Origin of the sequence: Nonomuraea sp. SBT364 (assembly GCF_001083785.1) — a bacterium.
Lineage (GTDB): Bacteria > Actinomycetota > Actinomycetes > Streptosporangiales > Streptosporangiaceae > Nonomuraea.
This window is the reverse complement of the sequence record NZ_LAVL01000027.1, coordinates 47,495-67,949: the sequence shown is the minus strand read 5'-3', so window position 1 is coordinate 67,949 and position 20,455 is coordinate 47,495. Positions and strand designations below refer to the sequence as shown.

Genomic DNA, 20,455 nt, shown 5'->3' with positions numbered 1-20,455 from the left:
TCACGGCCTGTGGCACTGTCTTCTTTCCTGTGACAAATCGAGTCGATCCGGAAGTGTTCGGCGATTTGCGCGCCATTGGCGACGTGGCGGCGGAAACGTCCTACTCGGCAGAAGGGGAGGGCGGGGAGGATGTTACGAATGTGCTTGTGATCGACATAGGGCAGCCGAATATTAAAAAATCTCTGGCCAAGGCGCGTAGTACATTAGAGGGTGCTGGCTGGCATGTAGTGGGGCAGCGGCCCGAATGGGTACAGTTAGAGTCAGCGAACTGGGAAACCGTACGATTAAGCCTAACATCGCTAGCTAAATATGACTTTGACGGTAACCCGGACCAGCATATTCAGGATCTGCTCAAGGCGGCTCAATCCAAAATTGAAGCTTTCGTAGTTGTGGAAGCGTATCCAATAGGATAGTCAGAGAGAAAGCCTTTTCATCCTGATGTGCCAGCTTCATGGACCTCGAACACCGGGCCACCTCGTTCCGGTTCCTCATCCGTGACCGGGACGCCAAGTTCACGGCCGCCTTCGACGAGATCTTCACCAGCCATGGCGCCACAGTGATGAAGACACCGCCACGAACGCGCCGCGCCAACTGCTACGCCGAACGCTGGATCGCACCGTCCGAGCCGAATGCACCGACCGCATGCTGATCTACGACGAACGCCACCTTCGATCGGTCCTGAACGAGTACGTCGAGCACCACAACGCGCACCGCCCGCACCAGTCCCGCCGGCAACGCCCCCCTGATCAAGACAAAGACGCCGTGGTGCCGCTGGAAGGCCGCATTCAGCGCCGGAAGGTGCTCAGCGGAGCCATCAACGAATACCACCGAGCCGCCTGACCAACCCGAAGAAGCGCCAGCTCAAACCACATGCACGAGTTTTGAAGCGGTACAGGCTGCATGCGAAGCCTCCTGGAGATGCTGTTGCTCTTGGTAGACAACGCATCTACCAGGGGCTTCTATGCTCGTAGATCAAGTGCAACGAGGCGATGAACCAGGCCGGGATCGACCCCGCCCCGCACCGCAGCGGACCAACGTGGAAGCAATTCCTGACAGCACAGGCCGAACACATCGTCGCCGTTGCTTTCCTCCACGTCGACACCATCAACCTCAAACGCATCTACGCCCTGGTCCTGCTGGAACACCGCAGCCGTCGTACCCACCTGCTTGGTGTAACGGCCAACCCCACGGGCGAATGGACCGCCCAGGCTGCCCGCAACTTCCTCATGGACACCGACACGACGAACATCAAGTTCTTGATCCGCGACCGTGCCGGCCAGTTCGCCGAAGCCTTCGACACGGTATTCACCGACGCGGGCCTGCGCGTCCTCAAGAGTCCGCCACAAGCCCCGAAAGCCAACGCACACTGCGAGCGGATGATCGGCACCCTACGCCGCGAACTCCTCGACCGAATGCTTATCCTCGATGAGCGACACCTGCGCCGAACCCTCACCCGATACCTGGAGCACTCGGCGTTCAAGGACGGCGATCTGGTGACGCAGGACGAGAATCTCCACGTCCTTGTCCCGATCGCTCATGGGGAGCAGCCGCAGCGCGGCGACCGCGTTCGTGACGGCCAGATAGGCCAGGCGTAGGAGTACGGCGGATCATCCTGCCGTACGCGCTTCCGTCTCCCAGGTGACCGAGCTCGCGTACGCCCCGCGAAGCCCTCGCAGAGTCATGACCTGGGCGGATGCAATTATCGGCAGGCGCACACCCCGGGCACCTTGTTGGCCTGGCATCGGCGTTTGATCAAGCGCTCATGGACATACCCACACCGCGCTGGCCGTCCCGGAACAACCAAGGAGGTCCGGGATCTGATCCTCCGTATGGCGCGGGAGAACCCGAGGTGGGGGTATCGGCGGGTCAATGGTGAACTGGTTCGGCTCGGTATGCGGGTCAGCGCGGCGACTGTGCAGCGGATCCTGCGTGCGAGCAGGCGCGGTCCGGCGCCACGAAGCTGCGACACCTCGTGGCGGACGTTTCTCCGCCTGCAGGCGAGGGGGCTATTGGCCAGTGACTTCTTCCACCTCGACACGGTCTTCCTGAAGCGCTTGTACGTGTTGTTAGTCATGGAGATAGAAACCCGACGTGTGCACATCCTGAGCGTCACCGCTCATCCCACCGGCGCCTGGACCACCCAGCAAGCCCGCAACCTGCTCGAACTCGGCGCTGACACCAGAGTGAGATTCGCTGCCGAGGACCGAGCCCTTCTCGCCGCGCTCCTGACCTCGCTGCCGCGCGAGGTCTTTCGTCGGCTGAGGCCCCTCGTCCAGCCGGACACCGTCCTGCGCTGGCACCGCGATCTGACAACGAGTACCAGATCGCCAGCTGACGCTATCAAGAATCCGCAGGTCAGAAATCGAATCCTATTCTTGAGCCCCACAGGCTGTGTCTGCCACGTGCTCGGCGTCCCCATGCCCAGGTCTGGACCCGGAGGCGGGTGGCGGTGTGGCGGGCCACGGGTCAGCGTCCGGCGGTGGCGGTGTGGACGACCGAACACTTGACGGGATTCTTGGACTACGTTCGCGAGGATGTCTTGTATTCGTTGTGTGGCTGGACGCACTGCGCGGCCTGCGCCGTGGCGAGCTCGCTGGGCTCCGGTGGGTGGACATCAGCCTGGAGACCCGTGAGCTCACGGTCGTCCAGCAACTCATCCACGTCACTGGCCAGCTACGCGTCGTCCTACCCAAAAGCGCGGCGAGCCAGCGCACGATCGCCTTGGACACCGAGACGATCCGCCTGCGGCGCCGCCATCAGCAGCGCCAGCACCTGAGCGGGCTCGACAGCGCTGGCTGGGTGTTCACCCGCGCTGACGGCCAGCCGATACGCCCGGACTACCTGACCTACCGGTTCCGGCGCTCGGTGGCAGCCAGCGGACTGCCACCGGTACGGCTCCATGATCTGCGGCACGGCGCCGCCTCCACGGCGTTGGCCGCGCACGTGGACCTGCGTATGGTGCAGGGAGAGCTCGGGCACGCCAGTATCGTCCTGACCTCCGACACCTATACCTCGGTCCTGCCCGAACTCCATCATGAGGCGGCGAAGGCGACGGCCCGCCTGGTCCTCGCCACAGCGCGAAGAACAGGCCATAGGCTGCGGAAACGGACGATCCAGCTCCGGCGGCGCCTCGCGAACCGACCACCCCGCTGAGCGCTTCGCCGGAAAGGTCTGGTGGTGTCGGTTGACCCAGTCGTGACCCAGCTATGACCCACCTCATGATTCTTTGATCAAGAGGTGGGTGAACCTACAGTGGGTGAGAGATCTGGGACAGTCTCGCCTACAGTCTTCTCGATATGCCCGCTTTGACACTTTGAGCTCCTGCTGAGTCGATTGCATCTCTTGAAGGCGACTTGAGTAGCCTGCGTAGATGACGGAGAGTTACTAGCCAGGGGAATCTAGTTTCCTATTTGTGACATTCGCGCCTCTTGTCGGGATGATCGGGATTTCTTACGTTGATCGTCGGAAGTCTGATCAGCTCCGAGCCGTGCCGGGTTGAAGGTGCGTTCTGCTGCGGTGGAGAGCGACGTTTGGCGCCCCGTCTGCCTGGGTGCCCGTTGTGGTTCGGAGTGTGATGGCGCATGCGCCGGTTGTTGTCGTGGGCTCGATCGCGGCGTTTGATCCTTTTGTTGCTCGCTGTGTTGTTGCCGGGTGTGCTTTCGCTGACGGTGCTTCCTGTGCAGGCCCAGGTGCGGATCGAGAGCGCAGTTAATCTCGCCACGGGTTTCGTGGATGTGCCCAAGCAGATGATGGGTACGGCGGCAGGGTTGCCGTCGCTGGTGGAGACGTCGGTCACGCAGCCGCTTGCTGGGCAGGCCCGCGCAGCAGACGAGGGGGACGACAAGCCTCTCGAGAACGCCGTGCCGGTGGAGCTGCGGGATGGTGTGATTCGGGAGGCGAGCCAGGAACCGCTGGCCAAGGATCGCTCCAGTCTGGCCAACGTTCTGTTGGCGGCGGATCCGCCCTGTGGCAATGTTCCGGCGTGGCGTCCCAATTCCGCGGTGACGACGGGCGACTTGGCGGCGTACGCGCAGCGTATTTGGCGGGCCAAGCTCACGATGCCTGGGTATGTGAACACCACTCCGCCGCCAGAGGACAGCCTGCTTTGGGAGGCGGCGGGGACGTGTCCGTTGCCTCCTCCGCCGACGATTACGTCGATGTCGCCGGCCAATGGTGTGCGGGTGATGACGACGAGGCCGACGTTCAGTGCTTCGGCGTCGACGTGGCCGGGTGGCAGCGTCTCGTTCGACTTCGAGGTGTGTGACGGCCCGTCGATGAACGAGTGCCGGACGTTTGAGGACTGTTGTGCGACGTCGGGGAGTGTGACCGTTCCGGAGGGCGTTCTCGGCTGGGGGCGGCAGTATTGGTGGCGGTTGAGGGTCAGTGACGCGTCGACGATTGGTGGTCAGGACGACACGTCCGAGGCCCGCACGTTCGTGGTGGGGGTCCGTCAGCCGGCGATCACGTCTCAGCTGTCCACGCCGGGTGTCAATGGGCAGGAATTTCATCAGGCGTCGGGCAATTACACCGTGACGCACACGGATGCGCAGGTGGCGGTGGTGGGTCCTCCGCTGGCGGTGGTTCGTTCGTACAACAGCATGGATCCCAGGCGCGACGGCGCGTTCGGTGCGGGCTGGTCCTCGCGCTGGGACATGCGTGTGGTGGAGGAGAACGTCAACGGTCGTCCGGCGGCGCTGGTGACGTATCCGGACGGGCGTCAGGTGCGGTTCGCCGAGAAGGCGGATGGTACGTACGAGCCTCCGCCCGGGATGTATGCCACGCTCGCCGAGAACGCTGATGGTGGCTGGCGGTTGATGGACAAGTCCGCCACGAGCTATGTCTTTGACGGCGCGGGCCGGCTGCTGGAGATCAGTGACCCGCGGGGCCGTACCCAGGAGTTGACCTACGGTACTGATGGCAAGCTGGCCACGGCGACCTCGCCGGGTGGCCGCTCGCTGCACTTCACGTGGAACGGGGCGCACGTGGCGTCGGTGTCGACCGACCCGGTCGACGGCGAAGCTTTGACCTGGACCTACTCCTACTCCGGTGACGTGCTGGAAAGCGTCTGCGCCCCGACTGAGGAGTGCACCTCCTACGACCACAGCCCGGGATCGCTGTATCGCAGCATGGTCCTTGACTCCGACCCCATGGGCTACTGGCGGTTGGGTGAGACGAGCGGCAGTGTCGCCAAGGATCTGGGGTGGATCGGAGGCGCCCACTACAACGGTAGCCACACGCTCGGCCAGCCCGGAGCGCTCCTCGGGACGTCCGACACCGCGGTGGGCATCACCGCCTCCAACACACCTGCGATCAACCTGCCCGCCGGAATCATCCCCCGGGCCGGCGCCTGGGGGTCGGTGGAGACCTGGTTCAAGACGAACGGCAGCGGCAACATCATCACGGTTGACGGCACTTGGGACGATCGCCGCCCCCTGCTGCAGGTCACGGCTGACGGCAAGCTCGCGGCCGGTTACGACGCGGCATCGCGCATCGTCTCCACCGCACAAATCAGCGACGGAGCGTGGCACCACGCGGTGCTGACCGCCTCGGGGAACTCCCAGACCCTCTACGTGGACGGTGTCGCGGCGGGAACGTTCGCTGGCACGATCTCGAACATCGACCACCGCTACACCGAGTACATGGGCGTCGGAGGGGTGGCCGGGGCCGTAGACGAGGTTGCGGTCTATGACCGTCCTCTGTCGGCCGCTGAGGTTGGGCGCCATTACGCCGCTCGTGCGGTGGCGCCGCACAAGCTCACCAAGATCACTCTGCCGAGTGGTCGGGTCTGGGCCGAGAACACCTACGACAACGTCACTGACCGGATCAAGACTCATCAGGATGACAACGGAGGTACGTGGCAGATCGGCGATACCGTGCCTAACCATTCCACCGGAATGGCCACGATCACGGTGACCGACCCGGCCGGCCACACCCTGACCTCCGTACACGACACATGGCGCGGCTACCGCATTGTGTCGCAGACCGACCAGCTCGGCAAGAAGACGACGTACGCCTACGACACCGGCGGATACCTATCGAAGGTCACCGACGCCAACAACAACACCGTCACCCGGTCCAACGACAAGCGCGGCAACGCGCTCAGCACGAGGACCTGCCGGACCACGAGCAACTGCCAGACCAGCTACGCGTCCTACTACCTCAACGCCAACGACAAGTTCGACCCGCGTAACGACCGGCAGACCACCCACCGTGACGCCCGCTCGTCCGGGGCAGCAGACAACACCTACGCCACCACCTTCGACTACAACGAGCACGGTGAGCCGACCAAGCAGACCAGCCCGCCCACCCTGGACTTCCCCAATGGGCGGTCCGCAATGGTCACCTACACCGATGGCACCGAGTCGGCGATTGGCGGAGGTACCACCCCGGCCGGCCTGGCCGAAACTGCCACCGACCCGCGTGACAACACCTGGGCCTACCGCTACACGGCCTCCGGTGACTTGGCCGAGCAGACCGCCCCCGAGGGCCTGGTCGTCAAGCTGGAGTATGACCCGCTCGGCCGGCTGAAGGCCAAGACCGAGGTCCTGCAGGCCCACCCGGACGGCGTGAGAACCATGTTCGCCTACGACACGTTGGGTCGGCTTACGACCCAGACGGAGCCCGCCGTCAGAAACGAAATCTCCGGCGTCACCCACACCAAGCGGACCACGTACGCCTACGACTTGGACGGCAACCGGCTCAGCGAGACCGTGGCCGACCTGACCGGCGGCGATGCCGAACGAGTGACCGTGCTCACCTACGACGACCATGGCCGGGTCGAGGCGATCACTGATCCCGAGGGTGGCGTTGTCCACCAGACCTGGAACAACCTGGGCAAGCTTGCCTCCACAACTGATCCGCGGGGTGCTGTGGTCGAGCACGCCTACACTAAACGCGGCGAGCTCACCACCCGTACATTGAAGGGCTGGACCGGAAGCCCTGTCAGTCCGCAGCCGGCGGCGGATGTGGTGCTGGAGTCGTTCACCTATGACCCTGGCGGGCGACTGGCCACCCGGGCTGATGCGATGGGCCGCAAGACCAGCTTCATCTACTTCGGTGACGACCTGCTGGACGAAAAGATTGCCGACGGCGCCAAGCTGAACGGCTCCACCACCGCCGACGATGTGGTCCTAGAGGACCACATCTACGACAAGGCAGGAAACCGCACCAAGCTAATCACCGGTGGGGGAACGACTGCCACCGAGTACGTCTACGACGCCGCCGGTCTGCTGACCTCGCAGACGGTCGATCCCAACGCGCTGGGCCGGAAGACCGCCTTCGTCTATGACGCCAACGGCAACGTGGTTAAGAGCACTCGCACCGCTGCAGATAGCACTCGCTCGGAAGTGACCGAGTTCGTCTACGACAAGGAGAACCGGGCCACCAAGCAGACCGTCGAGAACGGCGACGAGGACATCGTCATCACCACCGCCTACGACGAGCGCGGCCTGGCCATCGAGACCACCGATCCGCGGGGCAACGGCGCCGGGGCCGACAGGGCGGGGTTCACCTCCACGAGGCGTCACGACTTGCTGGGCCGTCTGGTGCAGGTAACCGCTCCCGAGGTGCAGATCGACAAGGCAGGCAGCACCGCGAGGACGCAGCCGAGCGCCACATACGGTTACGACACGTTCGGCGCGACAACGCACCAGACCGATGCCGAGGGCCGGACTGTCACCTCCGTCTTCGACAAGGCCGGCCGTTTGATCCGGCAGACGGCTCCCAGTTACACGCCGCCGGGCGGGACCGCCGTCACCCCTGCAACCCTGCACGAGTACGACGTGGCGGGGCAGCTTGTCTCGTCCACTAGCCCGCGCGGGCACACCGTCACGGCCGAGTACGACAAGCTCGGCCGCCAGGTCCGCATCACCGATCCGGCTGCTGAGGGGCAGCCTTCGGGGCGCTGGATCGCCGAGTACGACCTGGCCGGAGAGAAGCTGGCCGGCATCGACCCGACCGGCGCCCGTGTCGAGGCCACCTACGATGACCTGGGCCGACAGATCACCTCGACGGTGATCGAGCGCAAGCCCGCGACTGTAGCCTTCACCACGACGATGACCTACAACCAGGCCGGTAACCTGCTCAGCACGGTCGAACCCGGCAACAAGACCACCACGTTTAAGGTGAACGCGCTCGGTGAGGTCACGTCGGTGACCGACCCGGAGAACGACACTACGGCCATGACGTACGACCTGGTCGGTCGGCTGCTCACGCTCAAGGATCCGCGTGACAACTCTACCGTGGCACAGTACGACCAAGCCGGCCGGCAGATCGGGGCCAAGGACCTGGACGCTGCGGGTGCTGTGGTGCGGACCAGCGGTTCCAGCTATGACCTGGCGGGGAACCTGGTCGCTGCGACCTCGCCCGAGGGGCGTGTCACCCGGCAGACGTTCGACGCCCTCAACCGCGTCACGTCGTTGATCGAGCCGGTGTCCAGCACCGAGTCGATCACCACGAGCTTCGGCTACGACGCCTCTGGTGCCCGTACTCGGTTGACCGACGGGCGCGGCAACGCCACGTGGACTACCTACAACAGCCTCGGCTTGGCTGAGACGGTGATCGAGTCCGCCACCCCTGCCCACCCCGATGCCGCCGACCGCACCTGGACCCAGGTGTACGACGCGGCCGGCAACGCGGTCGCCACCCTGGAACCGGGCGGCGTCCGTATCGACCGGACGTTCGACCAACTGGGCCGCGTAACCAAGGCGGCCGGTGGCGGAGGTGGAGCTGCTGGCGCGGAAAAGACCTTTGGCTACGACCTAGCCGGCCGTCCGACGGCCATCGGTGAGCTGGCTGTGGAGTACAACGACCGCGGCCTGCCCTTGAGTATCCTGAAGGGCACCGCCCAGGAGACCGCATACGCCTACGATGCACTCGGCAATCCCACTCAGCGCATCGACGCCGCTGGTACCGCGGACTTCACCTGGGATAACGCCAGCCGCCTGAAGACCGCCACCGACCCGGTCACCGGCCGCAAGCTGACCTACGGCTACGACAAGGCCAGCAACCTCACCTCACTGACCGCCGCCCAGGGCACCACCACGACCGACAGCCAGGCATTCACCTACGACAGCCTCAACCGGCCGCTCACCCACACTTTGAAGAAGGGCGGGTCCAGCACCGGGCCCCAGCTAGCCAAGATCACCTACGGGTGGGACGACGACAACAACCTCACCAGCAAAACCACCGAAGGCACCGCCGGAGCCGGCACCAATATCTACGACTACGACCACGCCGGACGCCTCACCTCCTGGACCGCCCCCGGCGGCGCAGTCACCGCGTACGAGTGGGACGCCTCAGGCAACCGCACGAAGGCCGGCGACAAGACTTTCACCTACGACGAGCGCAACCGGCTGCTGTCCGGCGATGGCAGCACCTACACGTACACGCCCCGCGGCACCCTGGCGAGTGAGACGAAAAACGGCGCCACCACCCAGCTCACCTTCGACGCCTTCGACCGGCTGATCGCCGACGGCGAAAGCGTCTACAGCTACGACGCCCTTGACCGCCTCGCCTCCCGCATCAGCGGAGTCAACAAGCAGAACTTCGCCTACTCCGGGCTCAGCAACACCCTGGCCGTCATCACCGATACCCTCGGCACCGTCCAGGCAAGATACGGCCGCGACGCCTTCGGCGCACTGCTTGGCCAGCAAGAAGGCGCCAACCCCGCCCTCGCCACACTCACTGACCTGCACGGCGACCTGGTGGCCACCTACAGCAGCACCGCCCTCGCAACCACCACTGCCTACGATCCGTTCGGCGCGATCACCGACCAGACCGGTGTCAAGACCAACCTCGGTTACCAGGGCGAGTACACCGACCCGGACACCGGCAAGGTCAACATGCACGCCCGCTGGTACCAGCCCGGCACCGGCACCTTCACCAGCCGCGACACATGGACCCTCAGCTCCAACCCCTCCGTCCAAGCCAACCGCTACACCTACGCCAACGCCAGCCCGCTGGCCTATAGAGACTCTACCGGCCACTTCCCAGACGGAGGGGCGATGTGTCCCCCGCGCAGAAGCGACGAGTGGTATTACCAGCAAACCTCGGCAAAGATACCCTCTCCAAGCTCCAGCCCCAGCTGCGGCAAGAGTGACACCGGCTCTAAGAGCACCATCATCAGTGCTGAAAAAATTCAGAAATCAGCGCCAAATCCAGCAGCCAACAACAAGACCTACAACCCTGGACCTTCGAACCCCAAACAGGGCCAGGACCCTGGTCCTGGGAAGCCCAAGAACAAGAAACAGCCAAAACCGGACCCTGGCCCAACTTCCAAGCAGATCAGAAACGACCCCAACAATGTTACCGAAGACCGGAACCCGCCTAGCAAACAAGACATCATTGATTACAAGTGTACTAATGGGCCATGTGGGGTGAGCTGGTCCGGCCACAAAAACGTGATCGGAGGCTACGTCGGTGATCGCCAGCCTCCAGGCACGGGACCAGCATATGATTCCGAGTGTGGCAGCTGGACTTGTCCAAGCTCGCCAAAACCTGATGCTGATCCCGTTATAACTCCCATTGACATGCCTGCTATCCCTGATGGCTCTGCTCCTATCGAAGAGAACTCGGGAGGCTTCTGGGATTGGCTTTCAGGATTCTGGGCCCCGACTGCAGAAGCCAATTTTCAGAGCAACTGCGATTGGTTCTATATATTCGGTATCGATGACGATCCTACCTGTGGCGGGCTTCCTCCCATGGGGGACACTGACACGCAGGCATGGAAGGACGGCTACGCGTACGGCAATGGAGAGTTGTGTCCCGCGAACCCGGACTTCCCCAACCTGAAGTGCAACATAGTGGTGCCGCCATGGGGGCCTATCCTGGGGAAGAAGACGCTCTCGGAGGGGCTTGCGAAGGCGTGGCCAAAACAGCAAAACGGAAACTGTAGAGAATGTGCTGAAAAAATTCATGGCATGATCGGCGGGGAGATCAAGCAGATCACTACAAAGTATCCGGTGCTTGGTCCTTCTACGAATAATCCTGGGGAGAATTGGTATCACCATTGGGTGGTGGTGAAAGATGGGAAAGTGTACGATGGGACAACCACTCCTGAAGGTCTCGACATCGAGACGTATAAGGCGCAATTCGAATATGCAGAGGATATCGATTTTGGATTTTAAACGTGAAGAATACTGAACTCATTCAACATCTTCGCGATCGTCCTCGCATGTTTTTGCTGGATGATGCCTATGAAACTCTCGTAGCATTTCTTATGGGCTTCGACGCCGCGGTGGATGGCGAGCTTTTTTGCGGATTTGACCCCTGGCTTCGAGATTTCATAAAGGAGCCGGAATCCAGCTTGCACTGGTCGTCCGTCATTCGAGGTAAGGCTCTTCGCGATCAGGCTGCCACGCCTTTCAATCACACAAAAACTGTAGACATGTCTGCAAAATCGCTGCTTTTGGATCTTCTTCAGCAATTCCTAAAACGTGAATCCAGGCAATAGGACGTGATCTTGACCTATGGCCTTCTCGGTGAATCTGACCAATCTGATCATTCACCCCAGAAAGCGCCTTGATGTAGGAAAGATCGGACTTGTCCAAGTGGCCATTTGGGATGGTTTGCGAGGATGCATCTGTTATGTAGTGTGAATTGTTTGCGGCATTGGCATCGAACAGCCTGGTTGTGAGCTCCCGACGGGGCGTGCCTCTGTCCGTTTCGCGAGATGGACAGACCCCATTCCGTCTGGCGTAGGCATGTCCTGGAACACGCCATGTTCGGAGATTGCAGAATCTCACGGCCGGTTCGACGTACCGATCGAATATGAACCCCCGACGCAACTACCCTTCTGACATCTCCGACGCCTGCGGGGCACTGATCGAACCCAAGCTCACCGCCTGGCGACAAGCCTGTGGGGCTCAAGAACACGATTCGTCGTCAACACCGGGGTTCATCGCCTGGTCGGGCTGGGCGTTCCTGGGGCGTGGGCGCCTGGTGCGGGGTGCCCGGGATCATCGTTTGTGCTCTTGTCCACGGTGTACGCCGTCACTCGACGTCTGCTGTCTCTGCCCGCGCTGCTGTTTCGCAGTGACGTCTCCAAGGAGGCGGAACTGCTGGTACTCAGGCACGAGAACACGGTTCTGCCCCGTCAGGTCCGACGGGTGCGCTATGAGCCCGCCGATCGCCTGTGGTTGGCGGCGCTCTCGTCCTTGATACCCCGGCGTCGCTGGGCGAAGATCTTCCCGATCTCCCCAGCTACCTTGCTGGCCTGGCATCGCAAGCTCGTGGCGAGCACTTGGGACCACAGCCGGCGGCGTCGTCCCGGGAGACCGCCCACCGCTGCTGCGGTCAAGGCTCTGGTGCTGCGCACGGCCGCCGACAATCCCACCCGGGGTCACAGGCGGATCCACGGCGAACTGACCCGCCTCGGACACAAGATCGCCGGTTTCGACCGTATGGAACATCCTTAACCAGGCCGGGATCGACCCCGCCCCGCACCGCAGCGGACCAACGTGGAAGCAATTCCTGACAGCACAGGCCGAACACATCATCGCCGCAAACGCATCTACGCCCTGGTCCTGCTGGAACACCGCAGCCGTTGTACCCACCTGCTTGGTGTAACGGCCAACCCCACGGGCGAATGGACCGCCCAGACTGCCCGCAACTTCCTCATGGACACCGACACGACGAACATCAAGTTCTTGATCCGCGACCGTGCCGGCCAGTTCGCCGAAGCCTTCGACACGGTATTCACCGACGCGGGCCTGCGCGGCCTCAAGAGTCCGCCACAAGCCCCGAAAGCCAACGCACGCACACTGCGAGCGAATGATCGGCACCCCACGCCGCGAACTCCTCGACCGAATGCCTATCCTCGATGAGCGACACCTGCGCCGAACCCTCACCCGATACCTGGAGCACTACAACGGGGCCCGGCCTCACCGCGGCCTCCGACAGTTGAGCCCATCCCAAGCTGAAACCGGACCGCCATCGCCAGTCGATCTGGCAAGCCATCGGGTCCACCGCAGGCCCATACTCGGCGGTCTCGTCAACGAGTACCGGATCGCCAGCTGACGCTATCAAGAATCCGCAGGTCAGAAATCGAATCCTATTCTTGAGCCCCACAAGCTCACATTGCTGAGCTGGGGTTTCTGCGTTCTCGGAGGGCCTCGGGCGAGGTCGGGTCGCGCCGGTGGCCGCCGGGCTTGAGCGCCGACGCCGTGGCTTGAGGGCGGTAGTAGGTGGCGTACAGCCTGCTGGTTACGCTCAAGCCCTTCGACAGCCCCGCCCAGGGGGCGGCGATGAACTTGAAGATCGCGCTGCGGGCCGAGCCGTCCGGTAACATAACAAACGTTACGCAACATCGGCCACGCCTGGTGGAGGATGCGATGCCGAAACAAGTCGACCAGGCCGAGCGTCGCCAGGCGATGTCCGAGGCCGTGTGGCGGGTCGTCGCCGAGCACGGCATGGACGGGCTGACCCTGCGGGCGGTCGCCACCGCCGCAGGCTGCACCACCGGCATGCTGACCCACTACTTCCGGGACAAGAGGGCCCTCCTGGCACATGCCAGATCCCTCATGCACCACCGCATGGCCGGCCGAGTCGAAACGCTCCTCGCCGAGGGCGGCACCCGCGACAGGCTGCGCTCGGCATGCGAGCAGGCCCTGCCTCTCGACGACGAACGCCGCCTGGAGACCCTCGTGTGGGCACACTTCCAGCTCTCCGCCCGCACCGACCCCGAACTGCTCCAGCAGCACGCGACGGCGCACGCCTCCTGGCTACGCCGCCTCACCGGACTCGTCCGCGACGCTCTTCCCCACCCGGAGCCGCCCGACCTGCACGAGCGGGTCGCCGGCCTGGCCGCCTGCCTGGACGGCCTGGCTCTCAACGCCGTCACCGACCCTCGCGCCTACCCACCCGACCTCCAGCGTCACGTCCTGACGACCCACCTCAACCTGATCCTCGCCACCGCGAAAGGGAACGCAACCTCGTGACCACCGCCGATCTCGCCATCACTGCCGCCGCCGGCGGCGATTCCAGAATCCGGCGGCTGGTCCGCGACCTCGATACCGACCTCGCCGTCCGCTACCCCGACGACCCCTACAGCCCTGATGACGCCGCCGCCCGGCTCGATGCGGACGTCCGCTTCCTGCTCGCCGAGCTCGACGGCCGCCCGGTCGGCTGCTGTGCCATCCAGCCGGCCCCTGGCGGCGCCGAACTCAAGCGCATGTACGTGACCCCGCAGGCGCGCGGCCGCGGCATCGCCCGCCGGCTGCTGGCCGAAGCCGAAGACCTCGCCGCCGCCCTTGGCCACCCCCAGATCCGCCTGGAGACCGGCATCCACCAACCCGAAGCCATCACCCTGTACACCCGCACCGGCTACCTGCCCATCCCCGCCTACCCGCCCTACCAGGACAACCCGCTCAGCCGCTGCTACGCCAAAACGCTGGCACCGTGAAGGTCAGGCCCGCCGTACCGGCACCAGGAGCGACACACCATCCTGCACAAGACCCCGACGACCGTCCGCTTCTGGATCACACGTCGAAGGCAGAGAAGGGTGGGCGCTGAAAGGAGCGGGGCCAGTTCTCGTCCGTGAAATCACCCTTGAGGCGACGCAGCTTCTCAGTCCTGCTGTGAGGCGGGCTTGGCCATGTTGAGAGCGGAACCGGTGCCGACCTGATTCACTGACGCCCGATGTGAGGCCGAGGGGAAGCGGTCAGGCGTTGCCTGGCTCGGCGGTCTGCTCCCACATCGACTTCATCTCGGCGAACCCCTGTTCCATGATTCTCACCATGGCGTGCCTGGCCCGCTCGCCGTCGCGGCGCTGGATCGCCTGCGCCACGTCGGTGTGCAGCTGCAACGCCTGCTCGTCGGGGTAGTGCGGCATCAGGTGATAGTGGTGCCGGCCGGCGAGCACCTCGGCGACGATCTGTTGTAGTTTCGCGAACATCTCGTTACCGGATGCGGCCAGTACCCGCCGGTGGAAGTCGATGTCCAGGCTGAGGAAGCGCGCCTCGTCGCCGGCTTTTCCGGCGGCCCACATCTTGGCCGCGAGCCCGACCAGCTCGCTCGCCTCGTCGTCGCCGACCCGTTCGGCGGCCAGCCAGGCGGCGTGCGGCTCGATCGCGGTGCGCAGCTCGGTGATCGAGCGCATCTGCGCCATCCGCCCCGCGGAGGCGAGCCGCCAGCGGATCACCTGGGGATCGAAGACGCTCCACACCTCGGCCGGCTGGATGAGGATCCCGACCCGGCGCCGGGTCTCGATGAGCCCCATGGACGCGAGCACCCGCAGCACCTCGCGGATCACCGACCGGGAGACCTGATAGCGGTCCACCAGGTCGTCGATGCTCAGCACCGAACCGGCGGCCACGTCGCCGCTGCAGATGGCGGTGCCCAGGTGGTCGAGGATGCGCGCGTGCAGCCCAGCCTCGGCGGGGGCGTTCCGGGAGGGTGCGCCTCTCGGGGAGGACTGAATCACGGCACAAACCATATCAGTTCATGCCATGTCTTGAATAAGTCGGTTTTATTGGCCTAACATCGCTGCACTAAGCGGATGTTACGAGAGCGTGGCGCTCTTCAGAGGGCGGCGGCCATGACAGAAGGAGAGACGACGTGCGACGTCGAGCAACACTCAGTACGTCTCTGGCCATGGTTGTCGCCATGAGCCTGACCGCCTGTGGCGGTGGCGACAGCGGCGCGTCCGACACGATCCGGGTCACCCTGGCCAACCACGTGTGGACGGAGAACGTCAAGAAAGCCCTGCCCGAGTTCGAGAAGCAGACCGGGCTCAAGGTCGACATCACCCAACTCGGTGAGGACCAGCTCTCCGATCAGTACAACGTCAAACTGAACGCGGGCTCGGCCGAGATCGACGTGATGATGTACCGCCCTCTGCAGGAGGGCAAGCTCTTCGCCAAGAACAAGTACCTGGCCGACCTGGCGGAACAGGTGAAGGCCAACCCTGGCTGGGACTTCAGCGACTACCAGGCCGGCCCGGTGCAGACCACCACATACGACGGCAAGCCGGTCGGTGTCCCGATCATCACTGAGCAGGAGGTCCTCTACTATCGCAAGGACCTGCTGGAGAAGGCCGGCCTGAGCGCCCCGCCGAAGACCCTCGACGAGCTCAAGTCCGCCGCCGCCAAGATCAAGGCGGCCGAGCCCGGCGTCGCCGGCTTCGTCGCCCGTACCGGCAAGTCGCCGGCGGTCACCCAGTTCTCCAGCTTCCTCTACAGCTTCGGCGGCGACTTCTTCGACGGCAGCGGCAAGGCCACCGTCAACAGTGACGCGGCCAAGCAGGCGTACGCCTACTACGGCGAGCTGATCAGGGAGTCCGGCCCGGCGAACGTCAGCACCGACATGAGCTGGCCCGAGGCGATGGCCATCTTCACCCAGGGCAAGGCCGCCTTCTACACCGAGGCCAACTCGCTCTACAAGAACGCCACCGACCCGGCCAAGTCCAAGGTTTCGGACCAGGTCGGCTTTGCCCCGTTCCCAGCTGGTCCGGCGGGTTCGAAGCCGTACAACATCCCGTCCTGGGCGCTGGGCATCAACGACAACTCGGAGAACAAGGCCAACGCCTGGAAGTTCATCGAGTGGGCCACCAGCAAGGAGCAGACGCTGGCCCAGCAGAAGTCCGGCGTGCCCGGCGCGCGCACGTCCGTCTGGACCGACCCGGAGGGCACCTCGGCCTTCCCGGAGGACCTGTCGGAGGCCATCGCGGCCAGCACCGAGTCCGGGGTGGGGCATGACCGGCCGCTGGTCGTGCAGGTCGCCGAGGCTCGCGAGATCGTCGGCCAGCCGATCGTCGACGCGATCACCGGACAGGACGTAGCGGCCTCGGCCGACGCGGCCAACGCCGCGTTCCAGACATTCCTGGACGACGAGGCCAAGTAGGCGCACGCGGGCGGCGGTTGTCCGTCCGCCGCCCGGCACCCTGGAGACCCCATGGCAACGATCACCACCAGCAAGACGGCGCGCGGTGCCGCCACCGGCCCCGAAACACCCGGCTGGGCGCGCTGGGTCGACAACCACCGCAAATGGCTTTTCGCCGCGCCCGCGATGATTTTCGTCGCCGTGCTGCTCGTGTTCCCCCTGGCCTGGACCGGCTATCTCAGCCTGACCGACGCCGAGGGATCCGTCCGCGCGGAGAGCGAGTTCGTCGGCTTCCAGAACTACCTCGACGTCCTGTCGGACACCGACCGGTTCTGGCCCGCGGTCGGGCGGACCGCCGCGTTCACCGGGGTCGCCCTGCTGTTCGAGGTGGTCCTCGGGATGGCGATCGCGCTGCTGCTCTGGCGACCGTTCAAAGGACAGAAGTGGGTCCGGGTCGCCATCCTGATGCCGCTCGTCGCCACCCCGGTCGCGGTCGGCATGATGTGGCGGCTCATCTTCGACCCGAACATCGGCCTGGCCAACCAGGCCCTCGGCTGGTTCGGCATCGGGCCGCAGCCGTGGCTCGCCGGCCAGCACACCGCCCTGCCCACCACGATCTTCATCGACGTGTGGCAGTGGACGCCGATGGTGGTGCTGATCCTGCTGGCCGGGCTCACCTCGCTGTCGGAAGAGCCGCAGGAGGCGGCGCGGATCGACGGCGCCAGCACCTGGCAGCGGTTCCGGCACGTCACCCTGCCTCTGCTGATGCCCACCTTGACCGTGGCGATCCTGCTGCGCGGCATCGACGCGCTGAAGACCTTCGACATCCTGTATGCCACCAAGGGCCGCGGCGGCGGCTCGTTCCACGAGGTCGAGACCCTCAACGTGTACGCCTACGGCCTCAGCTTCGACTACAACGAGTACGGGGTCTCCTCCACCGTCCTCATCCTCTTCTTCCTGCTCATCATCGGGGCGATGTGGGCCCTGACGGCCCGGCGCAAGGAGGCCAAGCGATGAAGCCACGTCCCGCGTACACCGTGTTCCGGGTGGTGGCGCTCGCCATCGTGCTGGTCTCGCTGCTCGCGCCGCTCGTCTGGATGGTCGCCGCGTCGCTCAAGACCAACGTCGACATCTACGACACGAGCAAGGCACTCGCCTTCTCACCCACCCTGGAGAACTACGGCAAGGTCCTCCAGCAGGCGGACTACGTCCAGTTCATCGGCAACAGCCTCTGGGTGGCGTTCGCCGCCACGGTGGCGTCGCTGATCCTCGGCGTGCCGGCCGCGTACTCGATGAGCCGGTTCAACATGAAGAAGTCGGCCCTGGTGGTGCTGATGGCCCGGGTCATCCCCGGCGTCTCGCTGCTGGTGCCGTGGTACTACGTCTTCTCCAACCTGAAGATGGTCGGCGGCTTCGGAGTGCTGATCGTCAGCCACATGTTCGTCTCACTGCCGCTGGTCGTCTACATCATGATGGGCTACTTCGACAGCCTGCCCGAGGAACTGGAGGAGGCGGCGCTGGTCGACGGGCTGACCCACGTGGGCGCGTTCCGCCGCATCACCCTGCCGCTGTCGATGCCGGGCATCGCCACAGCCGGCATCCTGTCCTTCATCTTCTCCTGGAACAACTTCATGTTCGCGCTCGTGCTGTCCGACGCGGACACCAAGACCCTGCCCGTGGCGATCTTCGACTTCGTCGGCTACGCCAGCATCGACTGGGGCGGCCTGATGGCAGCGACCACCGTGGTCACCCTCCCCATCATGGTGATCGCCCTGTTCGTGCAGAAGTACGTGGTCTCCGGTCTCACCGCCGGTGCGACCAAGGGCTGACCGGCATGACGACCATCACACGCGTCGAGACCTTCCTCGTCGCCCCCCGCTGGCTCTTCGTCCGGGTGGAGACCCGCTCCGGAATCGTCGGCTGGGGCGAGGCCACCTGCGAAGGGCGCTCCGAGACCGTCCGCGCCGCCGTGGACCAGCTCGCGGAACTGCTCATCGGCCGGGACGCGCTGCGCATCGAGGACCACTGGCAGGTACTGACCAAGGGCTCGTTCTACCGGGGCGGGCCGATTCTGGCGAGCGCCGTGGCGGGCCTCGACCAGGCCCTCTGGGACATCGCCGGCAAGCACTTCGGCGCCCCGGTGCACCAACTGCTCGGCGGGCCGGTCCGGGATCGGATCCGGGTGTACGGCTGGGTGGGCGGCGACGAGCCCGGCGAGGTCCGCGACCACATCGCCGCGCAGGTCGAGGCCGGGCTCACCGCGGTGAAGATGAACGCCTCCGGCCGCATGAGCCCGGTCGCCTCCGTCGCCGAGCTGAACGGCGTGGTCGCCCGGGTGGCGGCTGCCCGCGAGGTGCTCGGCGACCACCGCGACGTCGCCGTCGACCTGCACGGGCGGTTCACCCTGGCCAATGCCCGCCGGGTGGCGCCGCTGCTGGAGCCCTACCGGCCGCTGTTCCTGGAGGAGCCGGTCGTACCGGAGAACTCCCACCTCATCGGCGAGTTCGTCCGCTCGACCACCATCCCGGTGTCGACGGGGGAGCGGCTCTACAGCCGCCAGGAGTTCCTGCCCGTCCTCCAAGCAGGCATCGCGGTCGCCCAGCCGGACCTCTCGCACGCCGGCGGCATCACCGAGGTGCGCAAGATCGCCGCGCTCGCCGAGGTGTACGACGTGCAGCTCGCCCCCCACTGCCCGCTCGGCCCCCTCGCCCTCGCCGCCTGCCTCCAGGTCGGCTTCGCCACACCGAACCACCTGATTCAGGAACAGAGCATCGGTATCCACTACAACCGCGGCGCCGAGGTGCTCGACTACTGCCTCGACAAGACCCCGCTGGCCTTCGTGGACGGCCACATCGAGCGGCTCACCGGGCCCGGCCTGGGGATCGAGATCGACGAGCAGGCGGTACGTGCCGCCGACAAAAAAGGACATGCCTGGCGCGGCCCCATTTGGCGGCACCGGGACGGCGCATTCGCGGAATGGTGACCATGACACTCGACCTCACCGGCGCACTCGCCGCCACCCGGCTTCTGGCGATCATCCGCGGCTCCGGCGCCGCGGCAGCCGTCGCCACCGGCACCGCGCTGCTCGACGAGGGCGTCCGCGTGGTGGAGGTGGCCCTGACGACGCCCGGCGCGCTCGACGCCATCGCCGCCCTCCGCGCGGCCGCCCCCGCCGGCACGCTGGTCGGCGCCGGCACCGTGCTCACCCCGGCCGACGTCGCCGACGTCGCCGCGGCGGGCGCGCAGTTCGTCGTCACCCCCGCCGTCGTCGACTCCATCGGCGAGGCGGCCCGCCGCGGGCTCCCGGTCGCCGCGGGAGCGCTCACCCCGACCGAGGCGTACACCGCTGTTCGGATGGGGGCCGCTGCGGTGAAGCTCTTCCCCGCCTCGCTGGGCGGGCCGGCGTACCTGAAGGCGCTGCGCGACCCGTTCCCGGACCTCCCGTTCGTCGCGGTCGGCGGCGTCGGCCTGGCCGAGCTGCCCGGCTACCTCGCCGCCGGCGCGATCGCCGTCGGCGTCGGCGGGCCGCTGATCGGGGACGCGGCGTCCGGCGGCGACCTGGACGCCCTGCGCGAGCGCGCCCGCGCCTACCTGGCGGCGACGTCATGACCACGGCATCATCCGGGAGAAAGGCATC

At 65.2% G+C, this 20,455-nt stretch carries 19 protein-coding genes; 18 read left to right on the top strand and 1 reads right to left on the bottom strand.

The window, feature by feature from the left end; all coding sequences use genetic code 11:
• Positions 1-29: 29 nt before the first annotated feature.
• The 13 genes from ADY59_RS50015 to ADY59_RS15615 all read left to right on the top strand — a co-directional run bounded on the left by ADY59_RS50015 (position 30) and on the right by ADY59_RS15615 (position 14,401).
• Positions 30-413 carry a hypothetical protein gene (locus ADY59_RS50015; protein ID WP_156325522.1) on the top strand — a complete coding sequence of 128 codons (384 nt, stop codon included), beginning with the start codon at positions 30-32 and terminating at the stop codon, positions 411-413.
• Positions 414-451: 38 nt separating this feature from the next.
• The gene (locus tag ADY59_RS51430; RefSeq protein WP_049562775.1) at positions 452-649 is read left to right on the top strand and encodes a hypothetical protein; all 198 of its coding nucleotides are present in this window, start codon (positions 452-454) and stop codon (positions 647-649) included.
• A complete protein-coding gene (locus ADY59_RS51425; protein WP_049562773.1) occupies positions 643-840 on the top strand; it encodes a transposase in 198 nt (65 codons plus the stop codon). The genes ADY59_RS51430 and ADY59_RS51425 overlap by 7 nt, the downstream gene beginning before the upstream one ends.
• A 149-nt stretch (positions 841-989) precedes the next feature.
• Entirely contained in the window at positions 990-1,595 is a 606-nt protein-coding gene (locus ADY59_RS50010; RefSeq protein WP_053174790.1) for an integrase core domain-containing protein, read from the top strand.
• Positions 1,596-1,727: 132 nt separating this feature from the next.
• Entirely contained in the window at positions 1,728-2,507 is a 780-nt protein-coding gene (locus tag ADY59_RS54040) for a helix-turn-helix domain-containing protein (RefSeq protein WP_156325521.1), read from the top strand.
• Between the two features lie 100 nt (positions 2,508-2,607).
• A complete protein-coding gene (locus ADY59_RS15635) occupies positions 2,608-3,153 on the top strand; it encodes a tyrosine-type recombinase/integrase (RefSeq protein ID WP_197093665.1) in 546 nt (181 codons plus the stop codon).
• Between the two features lie 428 nt (positions 3,154-3,581).
• Positions 3,582-11,126 carry an RHS repeat-associated core domain-containing protein gene (locus ADY59_RS15630; RefSeq protein WP_082310131.1) on the top strand — a complete coding sequence of 2,515 codons (7,545 nt, stop codon included), beginning with the start codon at positions 3,582-3,584 and terminating at the stop codon, positions 11,124-11,126.
• 2 nt (positions 11,127-11,128) lie between these two features.
• A complete protein-coding gene (locus tag ADY59_RS50000) occupies positions 11,129-11,452 on the top strand; it encodes a hypothetical protein (protein WP_156325520.1) in 324 nt (107 codons plus the stop codon).
• Between the two features lie 520 nt (positions 11,453-11,972).
• Entirely contained in the window at positions 11,973-12,416 is a 444-nt protein-coding gene (locus tag ADY59_RS51420) for a hypothetical protein (protein WP_197093664.1), read from the top strand.
• 42 nt (positions 12,417-12,458) lie between these two features.
• The gene (locus ADY59_RS51415; protein WP_197093672.1) at positions 12,459-12,824 is read left to right on the top strand and encodes a hypothetical protein; all 366 of its coding nucleotides are present in this window, start codon (positions 12,459-12,461) and stop codon (positions 12,822-12,824) included.
• Positions 12,772-13,017 (top strand): integrase core domain-containing protein, encoded by a 246-nt coding sequence (locus ADY59_RS54035; protein ID WP_197093663.1) that lies wholly within the window; start codon positions 12,772-12,774, stop codon positions 13,015-13,017. The genes ADY59_RS51415 and ADY59_RS54035 overlap by 53 nt, the downstream gene beginning before the upstream one ends.
• 314 nt (positions 13,018-13,331) lie before the next feature.
• Positions 13,332-13,937: a TetR/AcrR family transcriptional regulator gene (locus ADY59_RS15620; protein ID WP_049562806.1), complete on the top strand. Its 606-nt coding sequence runs from the start codon at positions 13,332-13,334 to the stop codon at positions 13,935-13,937.
• On the top strand, positions 13,934-14,401 hold the full coding sequence (locus tag ADY59_RS15615; protein ID WP_049562768.1) for a GNAT family N-acetyltransferase: 468 nt from the start codon (positions 13,934-13,936) through the stop codon (positions 14,399-14,401). Before ADY59_RS15620 ends, ADY59_RS15615 begins: the two co-directional genes overlap by 4 nt.
• Before the next feature lie 258 nt (positions 14,402-14,659).
• Here ADY59_RS15615 and ADY59_RS15610 read toward each other — a convergent pair whose 3' ends face one another.
• Positions 14,660-15,421, bottom strand: coding sequence for a FadR/GntR family transcriptional regulator (locus ADY59_RS15610; RefSeq protein ID WP_197093662.1), 762 nt, complete (start codon positions 15,419-15,421; stop codon positions 14,660-14,662).
• A gap of 182 nt (positions 15,422-15,603) precedes the next feature.
• Between ADY59_RS15610 and ADY59_RS15605 the strand changes: the two genes are divergently transcribed.
• Genes ADY59_RS15605 through ADY59_RS15585 form a run of 5 tightly spaced genes read left to right on the top strand, consistent with a single transcriptional unit; the run spans position 15,604 to position 20,427 of the window.
• Entirely contained in the window at positions 15,604-16,839 is a 1,236-nt protein-coding gene (locus ADY59_RS15605; RefSeq protein WP_197093661.1) for an ABC transporter substrate-binding protein, read from the top strand.
• A gap of 51 nt (positions 16,840-16,890) precedes the next feature.
• Complete coding sequence (locus ADY59_RS15600; RefSeq protein ID WP_197093660.1) at positions 16,891-17,835, top strand: carbohydrate ABC transporter permease; 945 nt, start codon at positions 16,891-16,893, stop codon at positions 17,833-17,835.
• Positions 17,832-18,647: a carbohydrate ABC transporter permease gene (locus ADY59_RS15595; protein WP_049562764.1), complete on the top strand. Its 816-nt coding sequence runs from the start codon at positions 17,832-17,834 to the stop codon at positions 18,645-18,647. The genes ADY59_RS15600 and ADY59_RS15595 overlap by 4 nt, the downstream gene beginning before the upstream one ends.
• 5 nt (positions 18,648-18,652) lie before the next feature.
• Positions 18,653-19,801 carry a galactonate dehydratase gene (dgoD, locus tag ADY59_RS15590; protein ID WP_049562762.1) on the top strand — a complete coding sequence of 383 codons (1,149 nt, stop codon included), beginning with the start codon at positions 18,653-18,655 and terminating at the stop codon, positions 19,799-19,801.
• A gap of 2 nt (positions 19,802-19,803) precedes the next feature.
• Positions 19,804-20,427: a bifunctional 4-hydroxy-2-oxoglutarate aldolase/2-dehydro-3-deoxy-phosphogluconate aldolase gene (locus ADY59_RS15585; protein WP_197093659.1), complete on the top strand. Its 624-nt coding sequence runs from the start codon at positions 19,804-19,806 to the stop codon at positions 20,425-20,427.
• Positions 20,428-20,455: the final 28 nt, after the last annotated feature.